The organism is uncultured Prevotella sp. (genome assembly GCF_946407605.1).
In the GTDB taxonomy this organism is placed as follows: domain Bacteria; phylum Bacteroidota; class Bacteroidia; order Bacteroidales; family Bacteroidaceae; genus Prevotella.
This window is the reverse complement of record NZ_CAMJOS010000010.1, coordinates 45699-64877: the sequence shown is the minus strand read 5'-3', so window position 1 is coordinate 64877 and position 19179 is coordinate 45699. Positions and strand designations below refer to the sequence as shown.

Here is a 19179-nt window from a genome sequence, read left to right as displayed (position 1 = left end):
ATTATTGTATTGCTCCGATAATCTCGTTGATATCAGCGATATGATGACTGTCGAGCCAGTCGTTGATACCGTCGCGTACCTTGATAGTAATAGCAGGATCGAGGAAGTTGGCGGTGCCAATCTCAATGGCAGTAGCACCACACATCAAGAACTCGATAGCATCAGTGGCACTACTGATACCACCCAAACCAATCACAGGGATTTTTACGGCCTTAGCCACCTGATTGACCATACGCAGGGCCACAGGTTTTACACAGGGACCACTCAAGCCGCCAGTACCGATAGAGAGGGTCTTCTTACGCTTCTCTATATCGACAGCCATACCCATCAGGGTGTTGATAAGCGACACGGAGTCGGCACCCTCAGCCTCTACGGCACGGGCAATCTCGGTAATGTCCGTCACATTAGGTGACAGCTTGACTATCAGCGTCTTATGATAAGCCTGACGCACCGCTTTCACCACACTCGAGGCTCCTGCACAGGTCACGCCGAAGGCCATACCACCGTCTCTCACGTTAGGACACGAGATATTCAATTCTATAGCAGGAATATGCTCCAAAGCATCCACACGGGCGGCACACTCGGCATAATCCTCTGGCGACGAGCCACTGACATTGACGATATACGTACCACCAGTAGGCAACAGCTGGGGATAGATATGCTCGCAGAAATAATCCACCCCCTTGTTCTGCAGTCCCACACAGTTCAACATGCCCTGCGGCGTCTCTGCCATACGGGGGTAGTCATTGCCCTCACGGGGCTTCAGGGTAGTACCCTTCACAATGATGCCGCCAATCTCAGAAAGTGACACAAAGTCCTGGAACTCAAGACCATAGCCAAAGGTTCCAGAGGCAGTCATCACGGGGTTCTTCAGCTTCAATGCGCCTATATTTACATCTAACTTTGCCATAACAATCTCTTGATATTAAATACGGGACCTTCCTTACATACACACAAATTACCTTCTTTGGTCTTCTCCACACAACACAAACAAGCCCCCAGGCCGCAGGCCATTAGGTTCTCAAGCGACACCTCACACTCAATGCCTTTCTCGTTGGCATAACGCGCCACCGCCTTCATCATTGGCGTAGGACCGCAGACCTGAATCATGTCAAATTGCTCCTGCTGTAGCACGCTATGGTTGGTTACGAAGCCTTTTTCTCCCATCGTGCCGTCCTCTGTGGTCACCAATACCCGTCCATACTTCTCAAACTCCGAGAGCATCAGCAAATCCTTGGCAGAACGCGCTCCAAGCAAGAACGTTGGCTCTACACCCTTCTCTTTCAGCACCTTGCCCAAATAGAGCAGCGGGGCTACACCCACGCCACCACCTACTAAGAGAGGTGAAAGGTGAAAGGTGAAAGGTGCGCTCGAGCTTTGCTCGCTTGCTACCGAAGGGACGCAAGAAGGGTAAGAGGTGACAGGTAATGTAAAGCCGTTACCTAAGGGCAACACGCAATTAAGGGTATCGCCAGCTTTCAGTTCAGCCAGACGACGGGTGCCGTCACCCACACAGGCCACCAGCAGCCACAGCTCGTTGGCCTGTCGATCCACGAAATTAATTGAGATAGGACGGCGCAGAAAAGTTGTAGATGAGCCGTCAACACGCACTTCTACAAATTGCCCAGGCAGCATTTCTGGCAAGGGCTTATCATCCGTCAGTCTAATCAGCACATAACGTTCATGAACACGATCTACTGACTTGACCTGAAGGTCCAGAATATATTTTTTCATTTACACCTTATTAATATATATACTAATTCAGGTGCAAAGATACACATTTTTTTTGAATTATTTCTTAGAAGGCACGAAACTTTCCCACGTCTGGTCATCATAGTACACCCGAATCTCGGTGACTTTTCGCATAGGTTTGTCAACTATTTTTACCTCTTCACGGTTCATTTCTTGATGTGTATTTCTGACACTATTGTAAGAAAGCGTCTGCTGAGGGGCAAAAGAAGGGGTAGGAGCAGCCTGTGATGAAAAATCGAGGACTTGATCTTGTACATTTTGCCCCATAGAAGGAGGTACAATTTGGGACTGTTGATCACCCTGAAGGGGGGTAGATGAGGTCTGGTACATATCACCAATACCAAACATGAGCCATTCGAGACTGATGTCAGGAAATTTCTTTTTGATGCTCTCAATGATGTTAATAGTAGGGCGGGTGCGATCGTTAAAGATGCCACTCAAGGTGGCGGGTGTCGTTCCGATGCAATTTGCGAACACCTGTTGAGTCATGTGTTGTGACTCCATAATCTGTCTGATTCTGTCCTTCATTTGCTTATCAAGTTGTTTTGGAGCCCATTTTGGGCATTTTCGTTTCAGTTTACAAAGGTAAAGAGAAAAAATGAAACGTGCAACTTTTTAAAGAAGAATTTACGATATTAAAGTTTAAATTTTCTGTTTCATATTTGTAAAATCAAAGTAATAAAGACAAGTTTTCTTGGTTTACATTTACAAATACGTATTCAAGACTGTAAAGTGCGATTAAGTAAAATATAAGCAATAATACATAACTCACTGATTATTCAATCATTACAACCACCACAAACCCTATAATTAGGGCATATATGCAAAGATTAAGAGTTGTATATCCAAGTAAAAAGGCCTGATAATAGGGGATATTCAGTTAAATGAATAGTTGTAAGTGGAATAGTATTCTGAGCCTTTTTGCTTTATGATTTTTAGTTAACTTGTTGATTGTTATAGACTTATATCTTTAAGTTTGTAGTTTTATATTTATGCATTTATATATTTAAACGACGATATTTAAAGTTTAATAATCTATATATTTAAGCATTTAAATTTAAAAAGTTTACGTATTAATATTTAAATCACGTAACTGATGATTTAAGAATTAAACATTTTAAAGATTCAAAGTTCAGATATATGAATCATAAAAAAGTTTAACGCTAAATCTGAAGAGGACAAATTAGGCCAATTTTGCCGTGCTTGAAATATTTCCGGCCGACGGCCAGGAGGCTGAAAATTTTTAAAATATGAGGGTAGTTATTTGGAGCTAAACGCCTGATTTTACAGGCATTTAGGGTCAAAAAAAGCACTCTTGGCGAGTGCTCATTCTAGAGAAAAACAGGTAGTAAAAGATGCCTTTTTAGTGCAAAATGTAAAAAATAAGTTCTTTCATCAGCTCCCCTGGAGGGGTATTTGGGTTGTCTAAGCCCTTACTTTTGGCATCTATTTCGCGTAGTTTTGAAATTATCTGCATGGTTTTCATCGCAGAGAAATTTCTCATGCCAGTCATGTACTCTTTGGCAGCCCATGGAGATCTCAATTCTAACCACTCAGCTACAGCCTCTTGGCTTCCTCTATTTGGTGCGTACCACGCAATAATTAAATTCTGGAAGTAATTAAAGAGCAACGGGAGAAAAGAGTAGATGCTACCAGCCTTCGGATTTTTGTCAAAATAATTGATTATCTGATTTGCTTTGAAAACATTCCGGTTTACGATAGCATCTCTCAACTCGAAACCGTTAAAGTCCTTGCTCACCCCTATTTGGTCCTCCACCACCTGCGGCGTAATCCGTTTATTGTTTTCAGGCAGACTGATGAGCACCTTGTCGAGCTCGCCAGTCAGGCGACTCAGGTCAGCGCCGATGGCATCAGCGATGAGTTGAGTTGATTTCGGGTCGATAGAAGCATTCTTTTGCTTGACGTAGTTCTCGATAAATGCCGGCAGGTCGCGATCTTTCAGCTTCTGGCTCTCAAAAAGTACGCCAGCCTGCTGTATCAGCTTCACATATTCGCGTTTTCTGCCGTCAATTTTACCGTTTTTATGACAGATGACAAGTATGGTAGTCTGTGAGGGCTGCTTTAAGTACTTCTCCAGCGCCTCCGTATTCTTCAAGTTCTGCGCTTCTTTTACGATGACCACCTGTCTTTCAGCCATCATCGGATAGCGTCGTGCGGCGTCGGCAATCTGCGAGGCGCTGACATCGCTACCAAAGAAGATGGTCTGGTTAAAGTCGCGTTCCTCTGGCTGTAGGGCATGTTCTGCGATATAATCGCAAATTTTGTCGATATAGTACGACTCCTCGCCCATGAGGTAGTACACAGGCTGGTATTTACCCGCCTGTAGGTCAGTCATAATGCTGTTGTAAGTCACATTTTTGGTCTCTGCCATTGTTTGTTTGAAAGATATTTTGTACCTTTGCGGTTGCAAAGATACGAATAAGTGAGCGAAAAACCAAATTCATTTGAGTTTTTCCGAGCGAAAGTATCTTCAAGTGTAACTTAAAGTTACGAATAAGCACGAAAAATAGCAAATAAAAATGGAAATAAACCTGCCTCCATACGAAATAAAATGGCGCGAGCATAACGGGCATCGCCAGATTTTCGACTTTCTGCGTCGAAAATGGGTGGCTCTGACGCCCGAGGAATGGGTTCGCCAGCATTTTGTGCATTTTCTGATAGAGCAGAAGGGCTATCCCAAGGGTCTGCTGGCCAACGAGGTGGAGTTGCGTGTAGGAGAAAAGAAGCTGCGTTGCGATTCCTTATTATATGATAAGGCCATGCAGCCCCAGATGATTATCGAGTATAAAGCGCCTGATGTAGAGATTACGCAGCAAGTGTTTGACCAGATATCCGTCTATAACCGTCTGCTGCACGTCGATTATCTGGTGATTTCCAATGGTTTACAGCATTTCTGCTGTCGTATGGACTACGAAAAACATAGCTGGGAATTCCTTCCCGAAATTCCCAGCTACGACATTCTTTAGAGCCTTTTAGATCATATCGTTGGCGTCTGTGGCCTTCTTCGAGGTAGAAGAGCGGCGAACAGAGCCACCCGTGCTGCTGCGGCGACGTGACTTCTTCTCCTCAGCGGGCTTCTCGGTCTTCACGCCAGCCAGCTCGGGATCGATGAGGATACGTCCGCAGTACTCGCAAACGATGACTTTCTTGTGCATCTTGATATCCAACTGACGCTGGGGCGGAATCTTATTGAAGCAACCACCGCAGGCATCACGCTGCACATAAACGATGCCCAGTCCATTGCGGGCATTCTTACGGATACGCTTGAAAGAGGTGAGCAGACGGGCCTCGATCTTTGACTCGTACTCGTGTGCCTTCTCCTTGAGCTTATCCTCTTCGGCACGTGTCTCCTCCATGATTTCATCCAGCTCGCTGCGCTTCAGATCCAGGTCAGCCTGCTTCTCGTCCATCACGGACTGGTTAGCCTGCAGTTCCTCCTGTTTCTCGGCGATACGACGCTGTGCCTCGTTGATTTTCTTGTTACAGAGCTCGATTTCCAGCGACTGGAACTCGATTTCCTTCGACAGGGTGTCGTACTCACGGTTGTTACGCACATCATTGAGCTGCTGCTTGTAGCGCTCCACGTTGTTCTGTGACTCGATGATCTCAGCTTTCTTCTGCGAGATGGCGCGTTCGAACTCGTCGATTTCGCTCTGAATGCGTTCTACACGAGTGTTCAGGCCTTCAATCTCAGCCTCCAGGTCCTCTACCTCGAGGGGCAGTTCACCACGCAGAGCTTTCTTCTCGTCGATAGCCGAGAGAGCCGTCTGCAGCAGGAAGAGCGTCTTCAGCTTCTCTTCCACAGACAAGTCTGTTGCATCTTTTTTTGCCATAATTTTCTTTAATTATTCGTGGATAAAATTATTTTAATTATTCTCATTCGTTTCCCTATTAAACATATATTATCGGATTGGTGTTTGTGGCGGCGATTTCGGTGCGGACACCAGGACACGCTTGGTGGATGATATCCTGGAAAATTTCCGTCGTAAACTGCTCGCTCTCGTAGTGACCAATGACGCAGATCTGAATCTGCTGTTCGTGTCCGAAATACTGGTGATAGTGCATCTCGCCAGTGATGAAGGCGTCGGCCCCCTTTGCGATGGCCTCGTCGAGCATGAAGTCCCCTGCCCCACCGCAGATGGCCACCTTCCGTATCGGCCTCTGTAACAGCTCATTGCAGTGTGCGCATTTCACGCCAAACCTTTCCTTCACCAATTCAATAAAGGCCCTTGCCTCCATCGCCTCCGGCAGTTCTGCCACCACCATTGGCACCTTAACATCTGTGTTATCTGTGAAATCTGTGTGACCTTTACCTTCTGTGTGACATTTAGCCCCGAGGCGCTCTGCGATTTTGAAGTTCACCCCACCCTTTGCATTATCCATATTGGTGTGCATGGAGATGACGCAGATATCAGCCTTGATGGCCTTTCTGACGGTACGCTGCACATCATTGGCATCGCTCACCTGTTTCAATCCACGGAAGAGCAACGGATGATGGCTCACCACGAGGTTGCACCCCTTGGCGATGGCTTCATCGATGACTTTCTCGGTGACGTCCAGACACAATAATGCCCCTGAAACCTCCGCCTCTGTCAATCCAATCTGCAAGCCAGCATTATCCCAACTTTCCTGCAGCGGCAGGGGCGCGAACTGTTCAAGGGCGCTCAGCACTTGTTTTATTTTCACGCTATTTCGCAATTTCGGCACAAAGGTACAAAATCTTTTCCGTTTCGCAAAAGAAAAACATCTAAAATAAAGTAAATTTAACAGTAGCCATTAGACTCCAGTCCGATCCATACTCCACCCCTGTTTGTCCTATTTTCATAGAAAAAAGCCTTTAAACAAAAGACACCTCATTTGGGCTTTTATTTACGTTTTAGGATAAGAAAACCCTCTCCTCCGTGACGTTTTTCTTAAATTATGTTAAGACTTGTATTAAAATCACTATCACGCGTACTTTATTATAAAAAAAAATGCTATCTTTGCGAATTAAAAAGGAGTTAAAATGAATAACTACGTGCAGCGACATATCATTCTCATCGTGCTGATAGCAGTGACATCCGTGCTATCTGCCGTTGCTGCTACGTTGATCGTTTTGTCAGATGCCGCCTTCTACGAAAAATATTCTTACATCCGTTTTGTGGAGAGCGAGGACTCCATCCAACTCACCGACGAGGACTTCTACGACAACTGTGCGAAGGTGGTATTCCCAGTCAACAAATACGGTCTGCCCAAGAACGACAAGACCCTGGAGGAACTGGAGCAGGTTGTACTGCCCCACATCAATGCCGACAGTCTGGAGTTGGTGGCTATTGTGATTCGTGGTGCCGCCTCGCCCGAAGGTCCTTATCTGAACAATAAGCGCCTGAGTCAGAATCGTGCCAAGGCTCTGACCGACTTTATCACCAAGCGCCTAACCTTCAACGGCCTGAGCGATTCTGTAGGCAGCAAGAAGGCCCTCACCCCCGAGAGCATCACGCTGGACTACGATATAGAGGACTATCGTTCGCTCTGCATTGCCATGAAGAAGATCGACGATCCCGACTACGAATACGTGAAGGGACTGTGCGACAAGTACCTGCCCAACAACGACCACGATCGTCTGAAGAGAGCCCTGATGAATGCCCGCCAGGGCAAGTTGTGGAGGCGCCTATTAAGGACCTACTACCCGCAGTTGCGTTCTGCCCGCATCATGCTGTTCTTCCGCAAGTATCAGGAGCCAGAACCTATACTGCCAGAGCCCGAGCCTATCAAGCCCGACACACTGATGGCAGACACACTGGCCACCGATCTGCTTGAAGGCGACACCATCTGGGAAGAAGTGCCCGAGCGTCCGGAAGAGCCCCGCAGGAAGATGCTGGCAGTGAAGACCAACCTGCTGTTGGACTTCGCCTATATGCCAGGTTACGACCGCTGGTGCCCCATCCCCAATTTGGCTTTAGAGTACTATCCCCAGAGCGGTCATCTCACCTATGGTGCCTCGTTGGATATGCCTTGGTGGCAGGATTACGACGCCCATAAGTATTTCCAGGGAAGAAACTGGCAGGCCGAGGTCCGCTATTATACGAAGGGAGCCAAAGCACCTACGGGAGTCTACGGCGAGAACGAGGTCTATAACAAGAAAGCCTACACAGGTTTCTACCTGCAGGGCTATGTCCACGGTACGGTATTCGGCATCTGCTTCGACGAGAACCGCGGCTGGGTGGGCGAAGGTGCCGGAGCCGGCATTGGAGCAGGTTATGTGATGCCAATCACCCGCAGTGGTCACTGGAAGCTGGAGCTGGGTGTGCAGCTGGGCTATTTCCATTGTAAGTACGACCCCTACCAGTACGAGAACCCCGTGAACCCCGCCTTCCGCGACAACCTCTATTATTATAAATGGAGTCAGAAGCCCGAGTATTTCAAGAAGCGCCAGTACCGCTGGAACTGGCTGGGCCCCACCCGCGTTGGCATCACCCTGAGCTACGACCTGCTGTATCGCAAGAAGAACGTGCACAGCAGCGGTTTGAGTCTGAGTAATAAAGAAAGGAGGTCCCATGAGTAAGACGATGAGATTACTCTTTGGCTTCATTGGCCTCCTGGGACCCATCAGCCTCATGGGCTGCACCCCCGAGCCGCCGTTGCACCTCTACGATGCTCAGGAGGCAACGATGGACCTGCCTATGGTTGATATGGACCTCGAGGTATATTGGGACTACGAGATGGACTTCGGCGTGGAATACCACTGGGAAACCGAGTGGTACTACGGCTGGGACGCCAACGACATCGAGATGTTCGGCGAGATAGGCTACACCACGCCTTCCGTATTCCAGGTGCGCCGCTACTATACTGGCGAGACGCCGCTGGCACCCCATACCGGCGTGATTGTCGACTCTATCCACGGCACCCACTATCAGGGCATGTACGACTTCGGTTACTGGGACCTGCTGCTGTGGAACGACATCCAGACCAGCGACGGTGTGCAGAGCCTTATCATCGACGAGGATGCAACTCTCGACTCTGTCACCGCCTATACCAACCAGAGCATGCACAGCAGTCGCTATAACGCCCCTCGCTACACCCATGCTTTCTACGAGCCCGAGCCGCTGTTTGCTGCCTACGAGCAGGCCATCGAGATCAATCGCAGCCTGGACGGCTTTGTTTACGACGAGGACCGCAATATCTGGGTACGAACGCTGAAGATGGTGCTGAAGCCCATCACCTATATATATTTAACCCAGGTGATTCTGCACCACAACAACGGTCGCATCTCCAGCATCGACGGTACTGCCGACCTCTCAGGCATGGCCCGCAGCACGACGCTGAACTCCGGACGTGCCGGCAACGACGCCATCACCGTCTATTTCAACGCCAACCTGAAGAAGGGGTGCAAGAAACAAGACGAGTTGGTTGATATCATTGGTGGTCGCCTCCTGACCTTCGGCATCTGTGGCATCAAGGCCAACAGCATCAGCCGCGCCAGCGAAGTTCGCGATGCCCACCGCCATTATATGGACTTCACCATGCAGTTCAACAACGGTATCGACAGCACCTTCGTGTTCGACGTCACCGACCAGATACGCAATAAGTATAAAGGTGGTGTGATTACGGTGGAGCTGGACGTAGATACCATCCCGATACCCACCCGCTCCGGCGGCTCCGGTTTCGATGCCGTGGTTCAGGACTACGAGGACGGCGGCACCCACGAATTTGAAATGTAACAAACATGAAGGAGGAATGACAATAAAAACTAAGAATAACGTGGCTTAAGACCAATGAATACGAGTCAAGAGTCAAAAAGGAGAGAACAAAAAGAGAAAAAAAAGAACAAATAATTAAAACTGTACAGTTATGAAAAAAGTCTATTTAATCTTCGCAGCCCTAACAAGCGTAGCGCTTTTTAGCTGCACTGGCGATGAGCTTGCCGAGAATGCTCCCGTTACTAACCCGGAAGTAGAGAGGCCCATTGTGTTCAGTTCGCTGAACAAAGGTATGACCCGTGCCGATTACATCGGCAAGGACGCTGCTGAAAAACTTAACTATAAGTTTGTAGTAGCAGGAAAGAAAGGTAGTTCCACTGCTGCCACCGATGGCGTTGTTGTTTTTGACAACTATTTGGTAGAATACACAGAAAACACAGCCCATACCACAGAGAGTAATGTGGCTAACTGGGAGTATGTGGGCAAGGGACGTATTAAGCCTGCCATTGATCACGGCATTACTCGCCAGACCATTAAGTACTGGGACTATTATGCTGACCAGTATGATTTCATTGCATGGTCAACAGGTTCCAAGACGGCTATTTTCGAAGGCAATCCCGCAGGCGGACAGGTTTTGGTTTCTGCTATTGATCCCAACGCTACAGCTACCGGAGCTTATACTTTTACAGGTACTGCCGATGACCTCAGCCAATGCTATATTTCAGACCTCACTACAGTGAAAAAGGCACAATATGGCGATGACCCTGTTAAGCTGTCTTTCCGTCAGCTCGGAACCAAGGTACGTATTGGTATCTATGAGACCATTCCTGGCTATAGTGTAAAAGATGTGAAGTTCTACACAAAGGGTGGACTTCTAACAAAAACAGGTGGTGTATTGGATGCCGATCAGATTGTTGATGATGCAACCCTTTTCTCTGCTGGTGCAGATATCTACACCGAGGGTACATACACCGTTACCTTCCCTTCTGTAGATGGTTCTTCAGCTACAGATGACAACAAAGCACACGTGACATTTGCCCCCAAATCAGGCGTAACTCAGACTACCACTATTAAATGGGGCGGATTGAACTACACTATTGCTGAGGAAGGTGAGAAGAAAGGAACAAAATTCCTCGGACGAACTTCGAGCACTGCTTCTTTCGCAGGTGATGCTGCTAACAACTACTATGTCATCTATCTTCCCAATGAAACAGGTGCAAACCTCAACCTCCGTGTTGATTTCACTCTTGAGGCTATCGATGGAGGTGGTGAAGAGATTCATGTTAAGAACGCCAAGGCCCAGGTGCCCAGCATCTACACGACATGGAAACCGGGCTATGCTTACACCTATTTATTTAAGATTAGTGACAAGACCAACGGTCGCACTGGCGTCTATGACCCCACTCAAGCTGACGATGCAACTGTCAACAGCGACCCGGCAGGCCTCTACCCCATTACTTTCGATGCTGTAGTTGAGAATGCAGAGGACAACGATGCTACTCAGGAGACCATCACCACCGTGATGACTCCCAGCATCACTACTTATCAGCAGAAGTCTACTGTAGTTAACGCTGACGAGTATACCGTTAATGGTCAGGACATCTTTGTTACCGTCAACGAAGGTGATGCTCTTGTAACGCTTACTGGCAAGGCTGCTCTCTACACCATTCCCGCAAGCAAGACCGAGGCTGAGGTTGTTGACGCCCTGCAGATGCAGGACGACGATGCTGCCGCTGGTACCATCAAGGGACGTAGCGGTCTCGTGCTGACTCAGGCAACTGCTGTAGCAGACATCACTAACATTGATGCAGCCGACAAGTATGCCCTTACCAACAGCGTACAGTTCGGAGCTGACGGCAATGCAATAACTGTTGGTACCGACCAGGCTCTGCGTTTCAGACCAGCTGCCAACACGACCTATGCTTTCGTATATACAAAGACGGCTTCTACTACAACCACTGACTATTTCGAGCCAATTAGCATACCTTCTTTGAGTGGTGTGTCTGGTTACTATCGCTATGCTTATGCCGCTGCTCCTTATAGCTACCATCATGTTGACGATAATGGTACCCCTGGTGATGCAAGCGACGATATCACTACTGAATACTTCGATGCTCAGAAGGGTGTGAAGTACTTCTCATACATTGTTCCCAATTATAGTATAGAGGCGAACGTATTCATCGGACAGGGTGTGAACAACCTCTATCTGGATGCTGCAGGTAACACCATTGCCAGCGGTTATGCAAAGTCTGAGGTGACATATTATTACACCACCAACAATGGCATGAGCTATACAGCTGCCCACAATGTCAACTATGCAGACTTTGGCGGCTCTCTCTTTGTTGAGGGTACTACTCCTGGTACTTATGTTGCAAACACCGATGCAACTCCTCAAGATGGTACAGCCTACTACTATTATGATTCAGTAAATGACAAATACATCTACTGTGTCATTCTGCCTCAGCAGGTTAAGGGTTGGTTCATCCAAGACACTACTGCCGCTAAGGTGGCTTGTGGCGCTACTGAAACCGCTATCGTTGGTCAGACCTACTTCGACAAGTACACCAAGAACGATGGTGAATACTACGTCAAGGTTATCAAGGTGCAATAAAACTCTCTATAGGTTCATCTGGGTTCGACTCCCAGATGGACTCCTATTATAAATAAGGTTCATGCACGGAAAGGCCGGGCCTCAACGTGCAAAAAGAAAAAATATAAAATAACTAATAACATATTTGCTTATGAAAAAGTATTTATTATTCGCAACTGCTCTCGTAGCGTTAGCCAGTTGCTCTGACGACACCTTCGTGGGGGAAAGCAATAGCCCCAACCCGAATGAGAACTATGGTGGAGCCATTATGTTTAACTCTAGTGCCAAAGCTATTACCCGTGCTGGCAATCATGTTGGCGCTGATGCTGCTGGTAAGTTGAACAATAATTTTGTTGTTGAGGGTATCAAAACTGTTGGAAGTTCTGTTGTTGAGGTTTTCGATAACTACAACGTTAACTGGACAAAGAATACCGCAGACAAAACCTTGTCTAATACTGCAAACTGGGAGTATGTAGGTCAGGCTATACTTTCAGGCAAAACAGAGGCTAAAGCGCAGACTATCAAGTACTGGGACTATGCAGCCAAGCAGTATGACTTCTGGGCCTATTCTTTGGGCGGCGGTTCTGCAACGGTATCTTCTCTTGCTCACGATGCAACTCTGACTTCTGCTGCTTACACCTTTACAGGTAGCGCATCTGATTTAGCAAAGGTTTACATCTCTGACCTGGTTACTGCCTATAATCCAAAGGTAACGGGACTTCCTGAATACCAACAGCAAGTCAACCTCACTTTCCGCGCCCTCGTTGCCAAGATTCGCGTAGGTTTGTATGAGACCATTCCTGGCTATTCAGTAAAGAATGTGCAGTTCTATCCTTCAGCCAGCGGAACAGCTGCAGGAACTGTAGCTCTCTATGCTGCAAGTGCTGTGCTACCTTCTACAGGTACTAGTACTGTTTATTTCCCAACTGTCGGCTCAGCCAATAAAGGCGATGCGGACTACAACAAGGCTCATATCTCTTTTGCCTCAGAGGGAACAAAAACAGCCAACCAGACGTATGGTACTCTGACTTATGGTGCAAAGGAAAACTATGAGAAGACAACTGGTAATATTTGGCTTGCTCGTAATTCTGCACAGCCTACTTGGGCTGTAGAGACTGGTAAGTCTGCTGGTGAATATTCTATTGTATTGCCAAATGAGTCAGGTTCTGTTCTTACTTTGAAAGTTGACTACACATTGGAATCTACTGATGGCTCTGGTGAAGAAATCACCGTTCATGGTGCTACAGCACTGGTTCCTGCTCAGTACACACAGTGGAAGAGCAACTATGCTTACACCTACATCTTTAAGATTTCCGACAACACCAATGGTAAAACAGATGTTGCTACAGGTCCTGAAGGTCTCTATCCTATTACCTTTGATGCTGTTGTTGTTGACTCTGAAGAAAATACTCAAGAAACCATCACTACTGTTGCCACTCCAAGTATTACCACCTATTCAGTTACTTCTAACGTAACAACTAACAATGAGTACAAAACAAGTGATGTTGTTTATGTGACAGTAACTGAGGATGGAACACTTCTTGACATGACTGGTAAGGCTGTTCTTTATACTGTATCGAAAGCAGGTGCTACAGAGGCAGAAGTATTGGATGCTTTGAATACATACGTATCTAACACAAGTGAAACATATGTAGGCCGCAATGAAATCACTTTAACTCCTGTTACAGATGGTGTCGGCCTTACAGAAACAGAGATTCCTCTTGTTGATGGTAATAAGATTACTGGATTAACAGTTGGTACTGTAGGTAAGTTGAAAGCATTTGCTTCTGCAGGAACATATGCTTTCGTTTATACCAAGACAGCTGCTAGCAGTCCCGTTAACAAATACCAAGAAGTGACAAAAGCTGTTGGTGATGATGTAACAGGTCTATACACATATGATGGCTCTGCTTATACTGCTGCCTCAGGAACAGCTGCACCAGGCACCAAGTACTATACCAAGTACATTGAGAATAATGGTGTTTATGGCGTTAAGGTCATCAAGGTAGTTAACTAATCATTTCATAGCCAAGTGGGGTTCTTCGCTGAGCGAAGCGGCATAGCCGAGCGCGACTCCCTTGGTTAAGTAAAAACAACCCTGTCGAGGTTCTTCGCAGAGCGAAGCGAGCAAGCTCGAGCGCGACTCATCAGCAGGGATTCCCCAAACCAAGTGGGGTTCGACTCCCCACTTGGTTACAAAGAAAAAAGTAAAAAGAACAAGAAAATAGAACAGAAAATGGGAAAGTTTGAAAGGGATACCTCCCAAGGGTGAAAGGGATAGGCCGCAAGGGTGGAACCCGAAAGACTGACCCATATATAAATAAGGTACGCGTAAGAGTCCGGGCCTCAGCGCTACAACAAATTAAAACGAATAGAAACAACGACCACAGATGGAACGGATTAAACAGATAAAGAAAAAGAACCACGCGCTCGAGCTTTGCTCGCTTGCTACCGAAGGGACGCAAGAATTTCACGAATTGCACGAATTCATATCTGTGTTATCTGTGATATCTGTGTGACAAAAGAAAAAAATTAACAATGAGGGACTCTATGAGAAAAGGGCGTTTTTACGCGTAGGTTAGGGAGAAAAAATTCCCTAGTTAGAGAAAAAGTTTTTCTTAGTGATCCAGCAAAAAAGATGTAAGTAACAAAATAGTAAAAAGAAATAACAACAATATTAACTAAACGTAATGAGTATGAAGAAGAAACTATTCTTCGCAGCAATCGCCTTGACAACCCTGGCAGGCTGCACAGACGAAAGCTATGTAGGAGACCAGAGCCTACTAACCAATGATGGTGGAGCTATTAGCTTCAACATGGAAACAGCTACTGTAACGAGAGCAGGAGGCTCTAGTGCCGCAACTTCACTGAACAATAATTTCGTTTTGTTCGGTTATAAAACTGTTAGTAGTACTCCTCAGACAGTATTTGATAATTATCAGGTTAACTTTGTTGCTAACACCCAACTGACAACAGAATCCAACTCTGCTGGATGGGAATATGTAAACTACAAGAACCTACCATATGGAACTACAACAGATGGAACTACGTCCCCAATTGTATTAAATAATAATGGTGTTGCTAGTAATGCAACAGCAACTGGTATTGATCAGTCTATCAAGTATTGGGATTACAACGCTAGCCAGTATGATTTCTTTGCATATTCATTGGGAAAAGGAACAGGAGATCCTAAGACTTATGCAAAAGCATCTGCACTTGCTGCATCCACTTATACGCTGGAAGGTACTGCAAATCAACTTGGCGAATGCTACATCTCCAATAAGAAGATTATCGTACCTTCTTCAACTTCTCCTACTGAGGTTCAACTTGAGTTTCTATCTTTCTTGTCAAAAGTAGAACTTAAGTTCTATGAAACAATTCCAGGATATTCTGTGAAAGACGTAAAATTCTATCCTGCTGCTACAGGAACTTCTACAACAACTCCTGCCCTCTACGGAAGCAATATTCCTATAGGTGGTCAGTATAAAATTACTTTTGACACAAATGGCAAGCCTCAATTAGCATTAGAGACGACTTCCCCTGCTCCAACAACTGATACAAAAATCAATACGTTCAGTTCTACATTATCAAACTATGCTACTAAGGAATATGAAGAAGCAACAGGTAATTATCTCGGTCGTACTTCTAATGCTGCGACCTCCACTGACGTCATTACTGTCCTTCCAAACCCTCAAAACTCAAATGCTCTGAATCTGAAGATGGATTTCACCCTTGTTTCTCGTGACAAAACTGGTGAAGAGATTACTTGTACTGGAGCAACAGCCGTTATCCCTGCAGCTTATGCACAATGGAAGCCCAACTACAAGTATACCTATATTTTTAAGATTAGCGATAATACAAATACCACTACAGGTTCCATTATAGGTCTATATCCCATTACTCTTGATGCCACAGTTACCGATGCTCAGGATGGCAGTCAGGAGACTATTACAACAGTTAGCATTCCCAGCATTACGACCTACGCTAAGGGTGTTAATCCGACAGCTGCAGCAACTGCCGAATATAAGAAGAGCAGCAACATCTATGTTGTGGTTGATAAGAGCGGAACTTTACAGACGCTGACTGTTGGAACCAATGCTAAACTCTATCTTGTGACTAATACTACAGGTGATGGTGCTGCTACTCAGGAGATCACTGAAGCAAGTGTCGCTAATGCACTGGAACATGGTACTAAGGATAATGAATCCACACCAACAACTTGGACAGTCACTGGTGCAGGCATGAAATCGCTGATAGTCACTACTACCGGTGTACCAACCCTCACTGCCGTCTCATCAATACTAGCAACAGACTCTCCCACAGGAGATGCTATTGACATTGATGGAACTAACAACAATTGTGCTAAGTTCACACCGACATCAGCAGGTATCTATGCCTTTGAATTTATTGATACCTCTGACAGCAATAAAAAGTATTATAAGATTATCAAGGTCGTTGATTAATCTCTAACGCTCTCCCCTAGCCCGCCGAGGATTAAGCCTCGGCGGGCGGGAAGGAGAAGCGAAAGAATAAGAAGGAAGAGGTAAGATGGAAGAAGGAAGATGTAAGAGGGAAGAGGGAAGAGGGAAGATGTAAGACAAGAAGACAAGAAAAGAATAAGACAAGAAAACAAAAAGAGAATAAGAATATGAAGAAATACGGACATATCATTTGGATGGCGATGGTGATGCTGATGGGCATGGCCTGGAGCTGTTGCTCTTCCGATGACTCGGACGAGCAGGATGTGCCCGTAACTGGCACGCCGATTGCCTTCTCTGCAAAAGAGGGTGAGGAAACGGCGGTGAACAACGGAGGCGCTGGAGCCAGGGCTTATGGGATGACCCGAGCCGCTACGCCGCTGAGCGAGAGCACTACCACCTTTAAGGTGTGGGGCTATAAGAACGATGGCCCGGACGGGACACCATACAGCACTTACCAGACGGTGTTCCCAGGCTATACCGTTAACTGGATTGACGGCAGCGCCGCCACCACAACCAGCAACACTAACGGCTGGGAGTATGTGGCACAGGAAACGGGTGGCGACCCGGAACAGACCATCAAGTACTGGGACTGGGGAGCCAAGGCATATAGGTTCTTTGGAGTAACTGGAGGACTGACTGGGGCCTACGGGACCAATAATGAGACTTATAAGTTTGAGTTTACGGCAAATGCGTCATCAGTAAGAGATGGTGATGGCACTGCCGAGGAAAAGATGGTTGCCAACATTGCGGCAACGCCGTTCTTCAGCAAGCTGTGGTTCTCAACGGGAAATGAGGCGGACTACCCCACCCGTCTGTTCGGGAAGCCCGTGCAGCTGGAGTTTATGAAGCCCTTTGCGAGAGTAAGGTTTATGTTTACCTACTCTTTCGAACAGGAGGGCAACAAGATTAAGACAAAGTCATTCAAGCCGACGGACACCACTAAGGAGATTGCCCTGATAGGCAGCTTCACGGTGAGATACCCGTTGACTGGAAACGAGATAGAAGAATCATATAGTGTGACGCCAGAGGCCACTCCGGAAACAGGTGAGACGCTCGAAGCCTTCACTGAGGAGTATATCGTCGATGGCACAGAGAAATGGTACACGGTACTGCCTATTGACCCCAACAATCCTCAGGGCAGCTATACGATGACCATCAGGATGGCTAAGGACACTGAGGATAAGACGGCAGTGGTGCCGGCCGAGTTTATGCAGTGGAAGCCCGGATACAGCTACACCTATATCTTTAAGATTACCGAGCAGGGTGGCGTTGAGATAGAGCTGGTACAGTCGGCCTTTACATCCTGGACAGAGATGACAAAGGACCATGATGTGTACAATTGGTGAGTTAAGAGTTAAGAGTTAAGAATGAAGAAAAGAATTAACATAGCTACTATAGTTGACAAGATGCAGAGAGCAACTCGGCATCTAGTTGAGCTATGCTCTCACAATATCAGGTATAGCCTCCTATTGGCGGTAGCAAATTCTTCACTCTTCACTCTTCACTCTTCACTTCTTATGGGTTGCTCGTCTGACGACGAGACTGCACCGGAGATGACCTCGCTGGAGGTCAACGGCTATGTGTCTGGTTTTGAGGAGGCCAATGGTATTACCAGAGGCTGGATACCGCCCTCGGACTATAGCATCGACGAGATTCTGGCAGACATGCCCATCAGCGTGTTCTTCGCCAGAGAGCAGAAGGATGGAGAGTCGGACAATGACTATAAAGAGAATATGGAAGAGGAGTTCTTCTATAAGAGTAGCGGCAAATGGCGCGTGAGCAAGAAGAACCTGGAGGCAACGAGCTATTACCTCTATGGCTACATTCCTCACGAGGATTTCGTGGAGCCAAAGATTGAGCATCTGACGGGTGCGGGCAAGACCTATGCCGACGGTGCTGTGCTGACATTAGAGCAGCTGAACACCGTGATGGGTTATGACCTCTGCGTGATTATCGGTGCCAAGAACGGCAAGGACGACTATAAGGCTGACCCGACAGACTACAGCGTCACAGGACTGAAGCGCGGTGATTTCAGGTATGAAGCCCGGACCACGGGCACTGACGGTACTGGCGGCAACTACGTCTATCTGCTGTTTGACCACCTCTACGCCGCCATGCGCTTCAATATAAGAGTACACCGTGACTATAACGCCCTGCGCACCATCAAGCTGAAGGAGCTGAGTCTGCAGGCTTTCACTGGTGACACGCCAACGAAGAAAAAGATGAAAGCAGTCATCACAATTGAGGCCAACGCATCGGGCGACAACCCCCTCACCAATATCGTCTTTACGCCTAGCGGCACCGAGACGGGCACTGGCACCTTCTATACCAACGAGGACGGCGAGGAGTTGAACACAGACTACAAGACATTCCAGGGCAGCTTCATGCCCGACGCAGTCACCAAGGTGAAACTGACCACCACCTACGATGTCTATGACTTGAATAATAACCTCATCCGCAAGGACTGTAAGGCCACGAACACGCTTGATATCACTAAGTTGTTCCTTGGTCAGACCTCAGCAAAACGCGGACACAGATATACAATCAATCTGACCGTTCAGCCGACGTATCTGTATATGCTGTCGGAACCGGATCTGGATAATCCAACTGTAAAAGTGGAAAGTTGAAAGTTCTTGGACGAGCCAAGCGGCAAAGC

Annotated in this window: 14 protein-coding genes and 1 pseudogene; 9 read left to right on the top strand and 6 right to left on the bottom strand. The window is 46.9% G+C overall.

The genetic code is table 11. The annotated features are described in order from the left end of the window. Window position 1: 1 nt before the first annotated feature. The 4 genes from Q0R57_RS06170 to holA form a co-directional block, all read right to left on the bottom strand. Window positions 2–910 carry a dihydroorotate dehydrogenase gene (locus tag Q0R57_RS06170; RefSeq protein ID WP_294744752.1) on the bottom strand — a complete coding sequence of 303 codons (909 nt, stop codon included), beginning with the start codon at window positions 908–910 and terminating at the stop codon, window positions 2–4. Beyond that, window positions 898–1734 carry a dihydroorotate dehydrogenase electron transfer subunit gene (locus tag Q0R57_RS06165; RefSeq protein ID WP_294744750.1) on the bottom strand — a complete coding sequence of 279 codons (837 nt, stop codon included), beginning with the start codon at window positions 1732–1734 and terminating at the stop codon, window positions 898–900. The genes Q0R57_RS06170 and Q0R57_RS06165 overlap by 13 nt, the downstream gene beginning before the upstream one ends. 57 nt (window positions 1735–1791) lie before the next feature. Then, the gene (locus tag Q0R57_RS06160; protein WP_294744747.1) at window positions 1792–2280 is read right to left on the bottom strand and encodes a helix-turn-helix transcriptional regulator; all 489 of its coding nucleotides are present in this window, start codon (window positions 2278–2280) and stop codon (window positions 1792–1794) included. Between the two features lie 835 nt (window positions 2281–3115). Then, the gene (gene holA, locus Q0R57_RS06155) at window positions 3116–4144 is read right to left on the bottom strand and encodes a DNA polymerase III subunit delta (protein ID WP_294744744.1); all 1029 of its coding nucleotides are present in this window, start codon (window positions 4142–4144) and stop codon (window positions 3116–3118) included. A 148-nt stretch (window positions 4145–4292) separates the two neighbouring features. Between holA and Q0R57_RS06150 the strand changes: the two genes are divergently transcribed. Next, window positions 4293–4739: a type I restriction enzyme HsdR N-terminal domain-containing protein gene (locus Q0R57_RS06150; protein ID WP_294744741.1), complete on the top strand. Its 447-nt coding sequence runs from the start codon at window positions 4293–4295 to the stop codon at window positions 4737–4739. A 6-nt stretch (window positions 4740–4745) separates the two neighbouring features. Here Q0R57_RS06150 and Q0R57_RS06145 read toward each other — a convergent pair whose 3' ends face one another. Continuing rightward, window positions 4746–5606, bottom strand: a complete 861-nt coding sequence (locus tag Q0R57_RS06145; RefSeq protein WP_294744739.1) for a C4-type zinc ribbon domain-containing protein — start codon at window positions 5604–5606, stop codon at window positions 4746–4748. 58 nt (window positions 5607–5664) lie between these two features. Then, entirely contained in the window at window positions 5665–6459 is a 795-nt protein-coding gene (locus Q0R57_RS06140; RefSeq protein WP_294744738.1) for a Nif3-like dinuclear metal center hexameric protein, read from the bottom strand. A gap of 319 nt (window positions 6460–6778) precedes the next feature. On the opposite strand from Q0R57_RS06140, the gene Q0R57_RS06135 reads away from it, so the two are divergent. From Q0R57_RS06135 to Q0R57_RS06105, 8 genes and pseudogenes are all read left to right on the top strand, one after another. Continuing rightward, entirely contained in the window at window positions 6779–8317 is a 1539-nt protein-coding gene (locus Q0R57_RS06135; protein WP_294744735.1) for a DUF3575 domain-containing protein, read from the top strand. A 4-nt stretch (window positions 8318–8321) separates the two neighbouring features. Further along, complete coding sequence (locus Q0R57_RS06130) at window positions 8322–9473, top strand: DUF5119 domain-containing protein (RefSeq protein ID WP_294744733.1); 1152 nt, start codon at window positions 8322–8324, stop codon at window positions 9471–9473. Between the two features lie 130 nt (window positions 9474–9603). Further along, entirely contained in the window at window positions 9604–12063 is a 2460-nt protein-coding gene (locus Q0R57_RS06125) for a hypothetical protein (protein ID WP_294744728.1), read from the top strand. 130 nt (window positions 12064–12193) lie between these two features. Beyond that, window positions 12194–12247, top strand: a pseudogene (locus tag Q0R57_RS14740) (lipoprotein); the annotation flags it as partial. A gap of 63 nt (window positions 12248–12310) precedes the next feature. After that, window positions 12311–14059 carry a hypothetical protein gene (locus Q0R57_RS06120; RefSeq protein ID WP_294744726.1) on the top strand — a complete coding sequence of 583 codons (1749 nt, stop codon included), beginning with the start codon at window positions 12311–12313 and terminating at the stop codon, window positions 14057–14059. Window positions 14060–14738: 679 nt separating this feature from the next. Continuing rightward, window positions 14739–16505, top strand: a complete 1767-nt coding sequence (locus tag Q0R57_RS06115) for a hypothetical protein (protein WP_294744723.1) — start codon at window positions 14739–14741, stop codon at window positions 16503–16505. A gap of 185 nt (window positions 16506–16690) precedes the next feature. Beyond that, window positions 16691–17869 carry a hypothetical protein gene (locus Q0R57_RS06110; RefSeq protein ID WP_294744720.1) on the top strand — a complete coding sequence of 393 codons (1179 nt, stop codon included), beginning with the start codon at window positions 16691–16693 and terminating at the stop codon, window positions 17867–17869. Window positions 17870–18040: 171 nt separating this feature from the next. Beyond that, the gene (locus Q0R57_RS06105) at window positions 18041–19150 is read left to right on the top strand and encodes a hypothetical protein (protein ID WP_294744717.1); all 1110 of its coding nucleotides are present in this window, start codon (window positions 18041–18043) and stop codon (window positions 19148–19150) included. The last annotated feature ends 29 nt before the right edge of the window (window positions 19151–19179 follow it).